The sequence below is a fragment of the Haloplanus natans DSM 17983 genome (genome assembly GCF_000427685.1).
In the GTDB taxonomy this organism is placed as follows: domain Archaea; phylum Halobacteriota; class Halobacteria; order Halobacteriales; family Haloferacaceae; genus Haloplanus; species Haloplanus natans.
Genome location: NZ_ATYM01000003.1, coordinates 1 through 14,105 on the forward strand (window position 1 = coordinate 1; position 14,105 = coordinate 14,105).

The 14,105-nt window shown below is 58.8% G+C and carries 17 protein-coding genes; 9 read left to right on the forward strand and 8 right to left on the reverse strand.

Annotation, left to right across the window (positions count from 1 at the left end; all coding sequences use genetic code 11):
* The first annotated feature begins 305 nt into the window (after positions 1-305).
* Entirely contained in the window at positions 306-980 is a 675-nt protein-coding gene (locus HALNA_RS18965; RefSeq protein WP_211225961.1) for a hypothetical protein, read from the forward strand.
* 404 nt (positions 981-1,384) lie between these two features.
* Here HALNA_RS18965 and HALNA_RS20950 read toward each other — a convergent pair whose 3' ends face one another.
* From HALNA_RS20950 to HALNA_RS00020, 3 genes are all read right to left on the reverse strand, one after another.
* Entirely contained in the window at positions 1,385-2,773 is a 1,389-nt protein-coding gene (locus tag HALNA_RS20950) for a DUF6498-containing protein (RefSeq protein ID WP_245575952.1), read from the reverse strand.
* A gap of 67 nt (positions 2,774-2,840) precedes the next feature.
* Entirely contained in the window at positions 2,841-3,053 is a 213-nt protein-coding gene (locus tag HALNA_RS00015) for a hypothetical protein (protein ID WP_245575953.1), read from the reverse strand.
* A gap of 148 nt (positions 3,054-3,201) precedes the next feature.
* Entirely contained in the window at positions 3,202-3,597 is a 396-nt protein-coding gene (locus HALNA_RS00020; RefSeq protein ID WP_049934150.1) for a hypothetical protein, read from the reverse strand.
* A gap of 213 nt (positions 3,598-3,810) precedes the next feature.
* Here HALNA_RS00020 and HALNA_RS00025 point away from each other — a divergent pair, with 213 nt between their 5' ends.
* The gene (locus tag HALNA_RS00025) at positions 3,811-4,179 is read left to right on the forward strand and encodes a hypothetical protein (RefSeq protein WP_049934151.1); all 369 of its coding nucleotides are present in this window, start codon (positions 3,811-3,813) and stop codon (positions 4,177-4,179) included.
* Between the two features lie 64 nt (positions 4,180-4,243).
* Positions 4,244-5,227 carry a DUF3592 domain-containing protein gene (locus tag HALNA_RS00030; protein WP_049934152.1) on the forward strand — a complete coding sequence of 328 codons (984 nt, stop codon included), beginning with the start codon at positions 4,244-4,246 and terminating at the stop codon, positions 5,225-5,227.
* Between the two features lie 75 nt (positions 5,228-5,302).
* On the opposite strand, the gene HALNA_RS00035 is transcribed toward HALNA_RS00030, so the two are convergent.
* Positions 5,303-5,671, reverse strand: a complete 369-nt coding sequence (locus HALNA_RS00035) for a hypothetical protein (RefSeq protein ID WP_049934153.1) — start codon at positions 5,669-5,671, stop codon at positions 5,303-5,305.
* 40 nt (positions 5,672-5,711) lie between these two features.
* Positions 5,712-5,921, reverse strand: a complete 210-nt coding sequence (locus HALNA_RS00040) for a hypothetical protein (RefSeq protein ID WP_049934154.1) — start codon at positions 5,919-5,921, stop codon at positions 5,712-5,714.
* A gap of 382 nt (positions 5,922-6,303) precedes the next feature.
* On the opposite strand from HALNA_RS00040, the gene HALNA_RS00045 reads away from it, so the two are divergent.
* The 5 genes from HALNA_RS00045 (at position 6,304) to HALNA_RS00065 (ending at position 9,292) form a co-directional block, all read left to right on the forward strand.
* Entirely contained in the window at positions 6,304-6,690 is a 387-nt protein-coding gene (locus tag HALNA_RS00045; RefSeq protein ID WP_049934155.1) for a DUF2178 domain-containing protein, read from the forward strand.
* 5 nt (positions 6,691-6,695) lie between these two features.
* Positions 6,696-6,893 carry a helix-turn-helix transcriptional regulator gene (locus HALNA_RS00050; RefSeq protein ID WP_049934567.1) on the forward strand — a complete coding sequence of 66 codons (198 nt, stop codon included), beginning with the start codon at positions 6,696-6,698 and terminating at the stop codon, positions 6,891-6,893.
* Between the two features lie 393 nt (positions 6,894-7,286).
* Positions 7,287-7,781, forward strand: a complete 495-nt coding sequence (locus HALNA_RS00055; RefSeq protein ID WP_049934156.1) for a hypothetical protein — start codon at positions 7,287-7,289, stop codon at positions 7,779-7,781.
* A 258-nt stretch (positions 7,782-8,039) separates the two neighbouring features.
* Positions 8,040-8,696 carry a hypothetical protein gene (locus tag HALNA_RS00060; protein ID WP_049934157.1) on the forward strand — a complete coding sequence of 219 codons (657 nt, stop codon included), beginning with the start codon at positions 8,040-8,042 and terminating at the stop codon, positions 8,694-8,696.
* A gap of 401 nt (positions 8,697-9,097) precedes the next feature.
* Complete coding sequence (locus HALNA_RS00065) at positions 9,098-9,292, forward strand: hypothetical protein (RefSeq protein ID WP_049934158.1); 195 nt, start codon at positions 9,098-9,100, stop codon at positions 9,290-9,292.
* A 54-nt stretch (positions 9,293-9,346) separates the two neighbouring features.
* Here the strand turns inward: HALNA_RS00065 and HALNA_RS00070 are convergent, their stop codons facing one another.
* Complete coding sequence (locus HALNA_RS00070; RefSeq protein ID WP_049934159.1) at positions 9,347-10,060, reverse strand: sensor domain-containing protein; 714 nt, start codon at positions 10,058-10,060, stop codon at positions 9,347-9,349.
* 613 nt (positions 10,061-10,673) lie between these two features.
* The gene (locus tag HALNA_RS20390) at positions 10,674-10,916 is read right to left on the reverse strand and encodes a hypothetical protein (RefSeq protein WP_169718981.1); all 243 of its coding nucleotides are present in this window, start codon (positions 10,914-10,916) and stop codon (positions 10,674-10,676) included.
* A gap of 639 nt (positions 10,917-11,555) precedes the next feature.
* Between HALNA_RS20390 and HALNA_RS00075 the strand changes: the two genes are divergently transcribed.
* The gene (locus HALNA_RS00075) at positions 11,556-12,830 is read left to right on the forward strand and encodes an RNA-guided endonuclease InsQ/TnpB family protein (RefSeq protein ID WP_049934160.1); all 1,275 of its coding nucleotides are present in this window, start codon (positions 11,556-11,558) and stop codon (positions 12,828-12,830) included.
* 846 nt (positions 12,831-13,676) lie between these two features.
* On the opposite strand, the gene HALNA_RS00080 is transcribed toward HALNA_RS00075, so the two are convergent.
* Positions 13,677-14,048, reverse strand: a complete 372-nt coding sequence (locus tag HALNA_RS00080) for a hypothetical protein (protein WP_049934161.1) — start codon at positions 14,046-14,048, stop codon at positions 13,677-13,679.
* Between the last annotated feature and the right edge of the window lie 57 nt (positions 14,049-14,105).

Sequence of the window (14,105 nt, forward strand, 5' to 3'; positions counted from 1 at the left end):
ACGATGATGACTCCGACGACCACTCCGACGATGATGACTCCGACGACCACTCCGACGATGATGACTCCGACGACCACTCCGACGATGATGACGAAGATTAGCTGATACCGGATCAAACCTATCCGCTATTGTAAAGTAACCGTCTGCAGGCACAGTAGTCCCGGGCACCTGCGTTGAGCCCTTCGTATTATGCCAGAATACTGTGTGGACGCATACGATTCGATGACTGGACGCGAACACACTTTTTGATACCGTACCCACAGCTAGATATGTATAATCGATTATCGCAAGTCGGTCTCGCCGTTGTGCTCATTCTGGTCGTTAGTGGAGTCGGCACTGTTCAAGCGGGGGCATCACCAGTAGATGGTGATCATATAGTCGTGAAAAATCTTGACGCAACAGAACAGTCACTCCCTCCTGTTGCGGACGTGGATGAATTGGAGGGTGAGGAAGAGGAAGGTGAAGATGCAGAGGATACGGACGAAGATGAGACAGGCGCGAGTCTGATTGGAGATTGGTGGGGCCTTGGTGGCGAAGTGAATGAGGCTCCGTACATTGGTGTGGTTGAAGCTGGCGTTGTCTTTCTCGTCGTCGGTGTCCTCGGGTACAGTCTCGCAAAGCGAAAGCGATTGCTGCCGATGCAATACCGGCGGTATCAGTTACAAACACACCAGTGGGTCGTTCTCATCGGGACGGCACTAACGCTGCCACACTTCATTGCTGTCGAAGAGTGGGAAGGCCTCGGTCTCGCAGTTGCTGCCTTGCTCGGTGTAGAGGTGGCGAGTGGCCTGTATGGTCGATATCTACATCGACACGTCGTCCGGCGTGGACGAGGAGACGAGATACCGTCAGTCGTTGGCCGTGTGCTGACTGTCACAAAAGAGACTCTCTTTTCACGATGGCGACGAATACACGTCTTGCTGACTGCTGTCACTGCCATCATCCTCGTCCTCCACATTATCACCGCAATCGGCGACTGACCTTCTCGTGGTCCCGACTCAGCCTGATAGTAGAGGAATGACAGCAAAGTTGGAATTGGCCCGTTTCGGACAGTGCCGCACATCTTTCGATGGAGATGAGTCCGTACACGAGTCAGGGGTATGGAGTTCTAGTGGTCCCGAGTGACACTTCCCGCCGTGATGTCTTTCGACGAATCGCTCAACGCCCACACGTCGATTGGCCGGCCTACGACGCGACGCCACTGTACGACCAAAGTTCACTGACAGCGCTCACAGAGAATATCCGGACCGTCTCGGGGATCTGGTTCGAATCTCGCTGTCTGATCAGTTCCCGCCCGAGTTGACGGTACGAATCCCAATCGGATCGATGTTTCCGTTCCGGTTGAGACCAGTCCGGGTGATCGTAAATACGATCGGGGAATCCTCTACATTCGTCTGAGCGCCGCCCAGATCATAAGCACGACCGGCAGCAAAAAAATCGGTCCAACGCCGATAGCGAGTCCGATCAGCTGTGCGGTGTCGACGTTCGGGCTGACGGCGAGACCGGCGGGAACGGCGAGAAAGGAGAGTGCGAGCAATAGGGCGGACGCGATGACGGCCGAATCACGCTCGGGGCGAGCGGGGTCCGATACGGGCAGTTCGAGTGTCTCGATCGTGGCGTCGAGATCGGTGACCGGGCCAAGTTGGGCGTCACGGTCGTCGGGGTCGACCCCGGATACCGCCAGCGTGCCGGTGTCGAGCAGTCGATCCGGGATCGCGTTGCGGATCGAGAACGTCGCCGAGTCCACCGGGGCGGTCCACTGGACGGCCCCGAGTGCCGTATCGTAGGCTACGAGTCGCTTCTCGTACCGGCGGTACTCGATCGTCCCGTACCGCAGGTAGTAGCTGCCGATACGCGCGCCGGCGACGACGAGGACGAACACGAGCCCGATGATTAACCAGACCGATCCACCGGTGAGTGCGGCGAACGCCAGCCCGATCAGGATAGCGAACGTGGACCGGTGAGCGAACCCGAACGCGACCATCGGGAGGCTGCCGAGCAGGACGGGTGCCGCGTCGACGGATATCCGTCCACGAACGGGCCCGTCCGGGGTGTCGATATCCGGACGTGGCTCGGCGTGGCTTCCGCCGAACGCCCCGTCGAGGACGGACGGCACCGGGAGGTCCGTGTGATCTGTGACGAGCCGATAGACCGAGGTCGCGGTCTTGACAACGACGATGCCGGTGAGGAGGACTAGCCCACCGGATCGGTCGCCGGCGCTCGCGAGCAGACCCACCGTGAGAGTCACGAGGCCGAGCTGGAGGGGTTCACGCAGGATCTCTTGGGCGGAGACGTCGGCGTACTCCTGTCCGGCGAGGTAGTCGGACAGGAACTCGTGGAGCTGTGTGATCACCAGTCCGACACCGCCGACGAGCAGGGACAGCGACGGGCGGATAACCGGTGCCGCCGTCAACCAGTAGAGGACGCTCGCCGGGAGAACGGCGACGGTCCAGAACCCGAGTATCGACGCCGCGAACGGGACGTTCCGTGGATAGACTGCAGGGAGCCGGGAGAGGGGACGCCAGCCGCCACGCTTCTCACGGAGCTCGTGGAGCGGCTCGATATCGGGAAGACCCGGCGAGCCACGTTCGGCGAACAGCGCCTTCGCTGCAGCCAGCAACACCGTCACCAGTCCCTCGATCCAGTAGAGTGTCAAGAGCGAATAGACGTTCCAGCCGAGGGTCAGGACGCCGACCAGCGGAACGAGGTTGGCGACGGCCGCGACGCTGCCGACGCGATGTCTTTGCCACTCCGACGGGGGACGGACGCGCATGTGTCAGTCGAGACGTGGACGCGAGGTCTTGCAGCGTTTCATATCGGCGTGGACGAACGGCCGAGGCTCATCGCCAGCGGCGGGCGAGTTCGTAGGCGAGGGTCACTGGAATAGTGATACTCAAGACCACGAACGTCACGTCGTCGACCGTCGGACTGGATCGAGTGAGCGCGGCGAAGAACACGAGCGCGCCGACGGCGAGGACCCCGACGACGGTCGCAACGTAGTCCGGGCTCGTCCAGTCCGCTCGGGACGTATCGGAGGGCACGTGCGATGGCACCACCGTGTCGTATCGAAGCGATCCTCAAGAATACTGGTGTCGGATCTCTCTCACCGCGACGGTCGCAGCTTCCGCCCCTACAGCTCCGTGGACACATGGACGACAATTACACAGTCGATAGTCTCCCGCGGCTGCATCCGTGGCGTCGTCATCCTCCCGGTCCACCGACGCGGTCGAGGACACGATCGAGCGGGCCACGATAGGCGAGTTTGCTCCCGGCCCAAGAGGTCCCTACCCACACGCCGACGCCGATACCGGCGGCGATGGGGTCCGGGAGTATGCCGGTCGTCTCCCACAGGAAGCTCCCGCCGAGGCATCCCGCGACGAAGACTGTGGCAAACGTGAGGTGGTGTGGGAGACGGCCCGCTTCGTGTGCGTGACCGAGGCTCACCACGACGAGGCCGAGGAGGAGGTCCACCGCGACGAGCGCGAACGCCGTGGACCGTACCCGACCGTCGGTAACGAGGCCACCGACGAGGAGCACAGCGAGTACGGCGACCGCGAGGCCGCGGCCGGCGGTCCGGAGCCATCCAGACCTGGACATCCACCCAATCCGTGGCACCGCCACAGAATTTCGTTACGGTTCGTCACGCGGAACTACCCACGACCTCGCGACCTGATCGTCCGATCCGTCGGCGTGAGCGCACGGGAGCGATGACGCGTGAGATGCCCGGTGCCAGCAGCGAATCCCGACCGAGCCGTACGATGGCGACCCGCACCGCACAGGGTTTATGACGCGTCACACGAAGCCCGGGACGTGCCCTCCATCCGCGACCTTCGAGCCCGACTCCTCACGCCGGAGAATGTAGGTATCACCGTCGCCATTGTCCTCTCGGTCGTCGGCGCGTACGCGATCCAACTCCGCGTCAGTACGGGCGTCGCCGCGTTCTTCGGACTGATCGTCCTCGGCGTCTCGACGCCGACGACGCTCACCTCACACGACCTGTTGGGGACACGGGTCGCCTCCGCAGTCGTCCGCACGGGCGCCGCGTGTACCGCCACCTTCGTCATCTACGTCGGGTCGTTGATTGTCGTTTCCGGACGGGACGGGAGTCTCCTCGATGCTGCAGTGGCGTTTACCCTGACTGCACTCGCGGTCGAGGCTGCCGCTCGCACATTGGATTGAGGCGCGGATACGCGTGTGACAGACAGCACTCTCATACTGTTGGATTGCCATATTCGCGACCGAGATGGAACTCCCTGTGGGAATCACGACCCTCCACCTCTCAAGAAAGAGTGTCTACCTGCTGGTCCTCGCGGTCGCCCTCATCGGGGCGGGTGGGTACAGCTACGCACAGCAGGGACAGGCGGTCGACGACGCCGTCCCCGTCCAAGCGACGGTCGATAACGCACGCGTGGAGCGACTCGACGCCGGCAGAGGCATCGATTACGAACCGGAGATCGAGTACACGTACGAGTATCAAGGCGAGACGTACACGAGCGAGCAGGTGTTCCCCGGGCCGACGATCCGAACCTACTCGGACCGGTCGAACGCGCAGTCGGTCGTTCGGTCGTACGAGCCGGGGACGACGGTTCGGGCGTACGTGCGGCCATCGGAGCCGAGCAACGCGTTCCTGATCAGGGAGCGGACCTTATGGCCGGCGCGAGCGGTTGCCATCGGGGGCGTCCTGCTGTGTATCGTCGTACTCGCCGGACTGGGATCGAAGCATCCGGGGCAGCACGAACTCCGTCCGGAGCGCGAGGTGCGGTCGCCGCCGTCCCGAACGTGGGTCGAACGCAACGACGAAAGGCTCCGTCGGCTGTCGAAACGGTCACTCGCTGTCTGCTTCGTGGCGTTCTGGCTCTCGATGGTCGGGTTGGCGTTCGGCATCCTGAGCCTGAGCGAGGGGTCGGCACGGTCGGTTGAGGCCGACCTGCTCGGACCGGTCGGCCTCCCGCTGCTCGCGGCGGCCGCCTTCTGGATCGGCATGATACTCTCGCTGTGCCTGTACGGTCTCCAGTCGTTCAGTCGGTACCGACGGCTCCGGCGACGGCTCTCCGAGCCGAAACCGCCGAGTCCGTTCAGACATCCGAGTCGGCTCGTCACGATACTCGGGACGGAGGGCAACGAGTTGCCCGAGTACGGACGGCGTGTCCGAGTGACTGGGTGGGCGTTTCTGATCGCTACCGGGATGACCGCCGTCCTCGTGCAACTCCTCTATACGGCGAGCTGAGACGCATCTGGGCGGCCGTCTCCCGTGGATTCGAGCCGGATCGAACAGTCATCCGAACGATGTGGCCCCGTCGATTCAGGATGCCCTGTGAGCAGCGGTCGCCGACAGGAGCAGGAACGCGAGTAGCCCGAGTTGCCACACGACGACGCCGAGCACCCCCGAGTTCGACAGCCCGGCGTATTCGCTGACCGCCAACGGCCCGACGCTGACTCCGAATAGACCGACTGCATAGCCGAATTTATGATCACGGTCGGTGAACTCAATGTGCGTCCCGAGGAGGGGGATGTCGAACGCGAGGTAGAAATACGCCGCCCCGGTGTAGGTTGCTGCCGTGGCGAGTGCGGGGAACCAATCCGGAAGGAGAAACTGGTAGACGACGGCACCACTCACCACCCCGAACAGTCCGGCGACGGGGAGTGCTACCTCGGGGGCCCGATCGGTCATAGTACGAAGGTAGGCGGTTCGACACGTCGGCCGACTCCGTTCAGTACGGGTTCCATACGTACACCACCCCTGCGTACAGGACACCACTTATCGCTCCAACGGAGAGTGCTTCGATACTAGCTCTCTCGGTGAGCAGAAACGCAGTCAGCGAAACGACGGCGAACCAGAGCGCCCCGTGAACCAGGGATTGCTGCTCCCGTGATAGCGTCTCCGACCAGTTGCCGACGGCGGTCCAGTCGTCAGCCCCCATCGGTCAGTGACCCCTTCTGGCTCCGATGGCTGAGCCGCGAGCGTATCGAGCGCCGAACCACTGTGACAGGCCAGTCGTGACGAACGCAGCAGCAATCCGTATTTTCGAGTCACCAGGGGGGAGAGAATTATCGATCGGGATGGGCATATTCGAAATCCGGGTGGGCGATTGATAAGCATGGATGCTCGTTTCCACGTGAGAGACGAATCTCGGGCCGGGGACCTCACGGATCGACACTGCGACTGCGGCCGCTTTTGATCATCCCTCTTGTGAAGCGGAACGCGGCAACCAGCGTGGTGTCGACCTGTGAGCAGAGATAGACGAAGCCCGTAACGTAATGGCATAACGACTAAATGGAAAGCATGTTTTACATCAACTCGTGATGGAGCTCCAGCGACTCATTCCGATACTCACCGCACTGCTCGGCGTACTGCTGGCGAGCATCGGGTTAGGCGCCACGGACAGCCTCGTGGTTGAAGCCGGCGCGGTTGTCGCCGGCGTGGCCACCTTCGGCGGGGGCGTGGCCTGGTACCGACGGCAGCGAGAGCGAGCGGACGAGGTCAGAATTGACGAACGGATCGAGCACCTTGCGTACCGCTCGGGTGAGCTTGCATTCAGAGTCTCCCTCGCCTTCGGGATGATTTTGTTCCTCATCGTCGAGGCGGAAAGCGTACCAGTGACGGCCAAAGAGGGTCTCGTAATCTTGATCTTGGGTATGGTTGCCACTCGCTTCGGACTGTACGAGTGGTATAAACGACAGTCGGTGTGAGACTCGTGGAAAACGATCTCAAAGTCCGGCGGGCGAGAGTGGACGTGACACAGAAAGAGCTCGCCGATGCCGTGAACGTGACCCGGCAGACGATCAACGCCATCGAGCGAGGGCGGTACGACCCGAGCTTGGAACTGGCATTTGCGCTTGCGGACTTTTTCGGCTGCGATATCGAGGACATCTTCCATCCTGAAATGGAGTGAGAACTTCCGTCTTGTTCGGCACCGTCGAGGGAGCTGTATCGGCTCGTGGCTGGATCGCCACGCGGGAGATACCGTCTGAGTTCGGCCAAAAAACGTGCCGAGAGCAGTGTTTCGACCTCCGAAACAGCGCTCGGATTTTTTTACGGATCGATAGCATATCCCGGTATGACGCTAATGAGAGCAGGCTGTTGTCCGGATCGCAACGTCCACATGGAGCGGACGAACGTAACTGCTGAGAGGGCCAGGGGCCTCTATATTGAAAGTGAAAGAGACGGTGGTACGCTCGGCCGGCTCGGTGTCGGGCATCGACTTCCGCTCTCCCCACTCCTCTATCCGGAATGTGGAGTGATGCAACGTCATCCGGACGGTTCCGAATAGCCAAGGAGTCCTCGTATGTGTTCCATCGAGTCATTTCCGACAAAACGCGGCACAGCACGCTTCTCCGAGGGTCGTGTGCACTTCGACGAGTCGCTTTCCGGCTACATTCAGTCACTGTATCAAGAATATTGGCAGAGTGGGACGTGGTGGCACAACGGAATCTTCGTCGGATACATGCTTGCATTTCCAATCGGACTCTGGTGGACCGTCAGCGCGGTCCGCAGTGGTGATTTCTTACTCATAGCTGTCGTGGCTGGTCTGATGATCGTGCTCTGGCTGGTGGATCGCGTGCGTGGATTCCGATCGCCGGATCGGATTCGACTCGACACGATCGAGGAGGTCTCTGCAACGGATGGCCAGAAAGGACTGACACGCCCCCGGCTTATTATCACGTACACCGAGGGAGGAACGACCTATCGGCGTCGCGTGAATCTTCCGTCGCTCTACACGAGTGGCGGTGAGACGGCATACGAACGGGCACGGACGGCGTTTACGGAGCGCGGATTCTGAACGATTCCTGTATTGGTCGGTACGGCCTCCCTGCGAGGGAAAGTCACCGCTCCCGTGCCTGGTATACCGTACGAACGCGACTGCTGAGTGTATTCTTTCGTGCTTGAGCGTTTCAATTGCTTCCGACTTCTGCTCGCGGAGTTCAGCTATCCACTTCCGTAGACGTGACCTTTCGCGTCTGTTATTTTTTGTGTTAAGCGTTACATCGGTTCTGTTCTATCAGCACTACTAATTGACTATCGGCATAACGTTCTCGCGATGCCCTCCACACGAACTGTCGACCGGCCACAGGAGGCACTCACCATTGCGAAGCGATATCTCAGACGTGAACGGCCGCTGAGTGCGCTGATCGTCGTGTTCGCCGTAGTTGGATTCCTCGGCGCGTTCGTCGCGACGTCGCTTGTACCCGCAGTCGTCGTCGGGGGACTGCTGATCGTCGTCGCACGTGCCCCGATCATCGAATCACGCGGGACCGTCCGTCTTCGAACTGACGAGGACGCCGAGTCCGTCGCCGAGTCGTTCACTGGGCCGACACCGCCGATCCTCGTGTTTCAGTGGGGTATCGCTGACGAGATCCGTACTGGAGATGAAGCGGTCACGTACCGGCTCTCGTATCTGTTCGGCCTGCGGTCGGTCGAGGTGACCGTCGATACCCGGACGGATCGGACGCCGGATGGCGGCCTTCGGATCGAGTTGGAAGTCACGGTGGACGGCCAGCCGTGGTCGACGTACGTCGTCACCGTCGACACGCGGGACGACGGGACCGCCGTCGAGTACGAGTACACGGCGGATCGGCGATTCGGCCTGCGGCGGGTTCCCCAGCGAATCGTCGCGAACCGGTACCGGGACGACGCGCTCGAAGCTCAGGGGTACGCCGTCGTCGAGCGAAACGAACGGTACGGCGCCGCTATCTGAACCACAGGTCAGTTATAGAGATTAGGGGAGAAAACCCACGAGTTTAGTCGTGGGATGAATCGCCGCACAGTTCTCAGATGCCGAAATCGGATGATTTGAGTGCCTACACTACGTATTTGTGGCTATCATTGCGACGGACCCCCGTCGTGATTGACGGTCCGAAAACTGGCAGTTGACTCGGTGTTTGCCTCATCAAAAAGTAAGCCCTCGGACACCTCAACCGACCTAAAACAACCAGATAACTCCGAATCCTTCACACGATAGGAGTAACGGGGGCGTGGCACTCCCATCGGCGTGTCGGGTGGTAAACGTAAGTTCCCAAACCAGCGCAAACGGGCGTGGGAAGCCCACGATTTTAGTCGTGGGAGGATGTCACGCTTGGGCGGCACGTATACGAGAGCGTGAACCCCGCAGCGGAGGAACTGACGCCGGTCATCACCGGAGGACTGAGCGGCGTTCTCGCGATGCTCTGGCTATCGAGCATCGGCTATCTCCAGGGCTACGGGATCAGTGCAATCCTAGTACTTTACACGGTCATCGGCGGGAGCATCGCGCTCATCGGAGTGTTCGCCGAGCGAGCTGTCGAGCGCCTCTGATGTTGGTCCACCGTGTGTTGCGACAGATCGGCCCCGTATTGAGACGGGGAACGATCACTTCAACTGGAACGTGAGTAGGCGCTCGATCAGTCCGGCGAGAAGCCAAGCGCTCAGGTTGACTGCGTGCAGGCCTGCGAGACAGACGACGATACCGACCGCTGATACGGCCAGCGCCTCCGGAAGCGTATTAATGCTGGCTCCGAACAAAGACCCAGCGTCGACAGTCAACGAGCCGACCTCGATGGTGCCACGGAGGCCTGTGAAGTCGTATCCGGCACCGGATATCCAGTAGAGGAAGGGTGTGGCTACGAGCGTGAACCCAAGCGAAAACACGACGGTAATGGCAACGAACAACGGAATACCGATGACAAACGACACAAACCCGACCCCGACGAGAAGGTAGTTGCGAGGGGTGGTCGCGACGGTTTTCAGATACTCCGTCACCGACTGTTCGCGAGGGTCGGCGAGGGTGACGGAGACGTCACGCCCGCAGAATCGGTCCAAGAGCGCCGCTTCAATCACCCCGATGCAGCCGCCGAGCGCGAGAACGCCGGCCAGTATCGGGATGCCGACGACTATCGGAACCAGCCCCACCCCCAGACTGAGACTGGTTACCAAGACCGTGAAGTAAGCGATGCCGAGCGGAAACCGGGCGAGCAGATACGCCAAGTTCACGTAGGTCTCACGGCGAAAACTGACGCCGAAGAGCCGGTTCGCGAGGGACCACCCGCCAGCTTCCGCAGTACTGAACTGTTGACTCCGAGTCATATCGTCGTATTAGTAGGGCCGATGTATCAACCACGAGCCACCGTTCCAGTCTCGGAAACAGCTCAGTTCAACCCGGCCACAGCTGACTCCCAGTTCCGTCTGTACGGGAAATTTCGCACTTCCGGGTTGGTCAGTCTACCGGAGAGCGCCGATCAAGTTCGTCCCGGAGTGTTTCCGAGCACGAAATTTCAAATGTGTCTTTTTACGACTTGGCATCAATACTGAGCTGAGACCAATGGATACGCGCCAGTGTCCGGACTGTAACGAGTCATTGGAGCGGATGAAGCTGAACGAAAGTCACGGACAGCCATCCATCGTTTCAACGGAAGGTGGACTCGTCAGTCGGCTGATGTCCGGGAGCCTCACACCAGTTCCATACGTCTGTCCCGAGTGCCAACGGACGTTGTTATATGCGGAAGAGTAAAATCGCTTGGCTCGCGGTTTGTCGGTCTGGTATTGAGCGGTTCACCTGTTCAAAGTGGGAGATGAGCCTGTGCGAGATACAGACCGTACATGCAGCACTCAACTACTGCTGATTTCGGATCGGTATTCGTGAATCTGTTGCGCAGTAAGCCCGGGCAAAGAACGTTTCGCACTGGGAGTATGAGGCTACTCAGACCTCGTATCCCAGTGAGATACGGACTTTCGTTCCATTTTTTCGAACGACGAATCCTCCGGTTGGTTCATCGTATTCGTTTGCTACTGATTCGACCTGTTGTACCTCCTGCGGGGGGAGGTCCCGTACCTGTGTCGCGTTCTCGGAAATCGCTTCTGCGATTGCACCGTTCAGTGATGGTGAGCGCGTGAATACCGTCCGATTGTACTGAACTACCCCACTCTCGTTGGCTTCGGCCATGTGTTCCACAATTTCCACAGTTAGTAGCCCCCCGCGTGATCGTGTTTCGGGACTCTGTGACTGCGTAGGGCTAGGGAACACGGTCGGAGACCCATCCGTTGAGGCAGTTGCTTGTTCGGGAACCGATGAACGTGTAAGGCTTTCGGACACGTTCGTTGCAGTTGGAGATTCGTCCGTGGTGGCAGTGTCTGCAGGTGAGAAACTACTACAACCGGCTACCGTCACCATCAGACAAAATAGTCCGACCGCAAACAGTTTGCTATTGCTGGAGGGCATCAGCACTTCCGGCATTTCATATCATAAATGAAATAATTTTTGATTGGGTGTGTTCCCTGTATCGACCGATTCGAACAGCACCGATTCCAACATCTCACTGAGAATGATACGCGCCCTGTATCCCGCAAAGCCTCCTCCTGATCTGACAAAAGCCCGTCAGTGACATTGTAACTAACTTGGAGGGCCTATGCAACACTCGGTCACGATTGGTTCGAGCCATTACGGAAGTGCGAGGAGAAAGCCCCGTGCTTTAGCGCGGGGATGAATCCGACAACCCCGACACCAACCACCGTTCGATGGCACGGCAGGATATTCCACGCTCCAATCCACGCCTTCAAGTAACTATACCTACATAGGTTATGTATGGCGGAACAGGTCGTCACTCGCACCTACACTGCTTCCATCCGGAACCAGCCACAGGTACAAGACGACCTCGACGCCCTCGGGTTCTCAGCGTCAAAACTCTGGAACGTCGGACGGTGGGTCTGTGACCGAGTGTGGTCTGAGATCGGCCACATGCCCGGACACAACGAACTCACCTCGTACCTCAAGTCGCACGAACGCTACGATGACCTGCATTCTCAGTCAAGTCAGCGAGTCCTTCAAGAACTCGCTGAGGCGTTCAACGGCTGGTACGGCAAACGACGCAACAGAGATACACGAGCGAACCCGCCGAAGTACCGCAAACACGGCGACGACCACCCACGAAGTACGGTGACGTTCAAAGCCGCTGGCTTCAAACTCGACACCGAGTACGAGAGAGTCCGACTCTCAAAAGGCTCGAACCTCAAAGACAACCGGTCGGACTTCATCCTCTGCGAGTACCAGACTCGGCCCGACGTTGACCTCTCCACCGTGGAGAGCGTCCAGCAGGCGCGGGCAGTTTGGACGGGAAGCGAGTGGGAACTGCACTTCGTGTGCAAAGTCGAAATCGAAGTGTCAGAGGCACCCGGTCAGAAGACGGTTGGTGTTGATCTCGGCATCAACAACTTCGCTGCCCTCGCCTACGAAGACGGCCACGGTGAGCTGTACCCGCTGAACTGTCTGAAGCAAGACGACTACTTCTTCAGCAAGCGGATTGCTCGCTGTGACAACTCCGATTCCGAGCAAGCCACGCGGTTAAATCAGAAGAAGTCTCGACGGCGCACCCACTACTTCCACACGCTCTCCAAGCACATCGTCCAGCGATGTGTTGAGGAGGGTGTTGGAACGATTGTGGTTGGCGACCTCTCTGGCATCCGTGATGAGGAAGAGAACGGCGAGTCGAAGAACTGGGGCAAGCATGGCAATCTTGACCTGCACTCGTGGGCGTTCGACCGCTTCACCGACCTGCTCGAATACAAGGCCGAGATGGAAAGAATCGCGGTCAATGACGTGTCTGAGTGCGATACATCGAAGTCGTGTTGGTGTTGTGGTCAGAAGCGAAAGGCGAACCGTGTTGAGCGCGGGTTGTACGTCTGTGACGAGTGTGGGACGGTGGCGAACGCAGATGTGAACGGTGCTGAGAACATTCGACAGAAAGTATCTCCGAGTCTTCGTTCAGAGGATAGGAGTAACGGCTGGTTGGCACAGCCATCGACGTTTCTGTTTGACAAGGAAACTGGTGCGTTCGCACCTCAAGAACAGGTCACGTCGTAAACCACAATATCCCAACGCGGGAATCCTCGCCCTTCAGGGCGGGGAGGATGTCAACGTAGACGGTGGGATGTGTCTTTTCGTTAGAAAGGAGAACTACGAACGCTTCACGGTGTCGAATTTCCGCCACAGCGATGGACGCTGAGGATCGACTATCGTTGCCTAACGGATTTTGCGAGAAAGTACAGGCCAGTGAAAGCCACTGCACTAAAGTAGACGAATAGCAGGCCAAACGGATTGAGTTCTCCCCGACTACTAAGCCAGACAACGACGAGAACAGTGAATATCACGCCTGCCTCTTTTCCCAGTGTTAGTCGCCGAATTGGAAGCGATTGGAGGGTCATAGGTACCCCAATGTGTTGGACGATTGTAATTCTTAGTGGCGTATATTCCAACCCCTCTTACCGGGTGTTTCACCACGGTTAGTATCGAACTAATCGGATTTCAACAGAACCAGTAAAGAAGATAATAACCCAAACCAATCGCGGAAAACTCCTCGGTTCGGGACTCCCTTCGAGAGGGATAATCGCGATAGGGGCGATGAACAGCGAAAGTATTAGAGACAGTAGGTACTTGCCAAATGATCTGATCATACTCGTGTACCGTTTCCAGATACAATATCTTCGAGCGTGAGTGTAAATCTCATTAGACCGTCGGGGACCGTCTCACGAATAGTGCGATAGTCGGTGTACCGAAGACAGATAGCTACAACCAGCAAGTGGCCGGTGAGAGGAGATTGAAACTCACCGAGACGAACATGGTGACGGGACAATATACCCCGCGCCCATTCAAGAGACGTTTCGTAAAACCCGATATACGAGGCGATACTAGGTTTTGACATTCGCTCCCTCATGTTGCGGAAGTACTCTTTTGTGCGAGTTGGTACCCTCCCCAAAAGAAGGCAATTCCCCCTCCGGCGAGTAAGATAACCGTCAACAGGCCGACCCGACCGCGCGAAACGTTGTATCCTCCCCACGAGAGGAAAAAGATTGCCTGAAAGAGGGGATAGTACTGCGACTGTCGTACCTGGTCACTGGCGAGTACGAATAGATAGCTGATGAGAACAGCGACGAACAGGTAGCCGTAAGGTTTCTCGACTCCCGCAAACTCGGGATACAGAACTACTACGCCGATGAAGACACACGAAACAGCTCCTGCGAGGAGATACTGCAGTGTCTGCTTATCGGGTCGGAGCCCACTCGGAGATGTGCTATCACTCATCGGTTGTCGATCACACTACGGGGTGTGCCCCACGGTGCGAATCCGGACTGATAGACG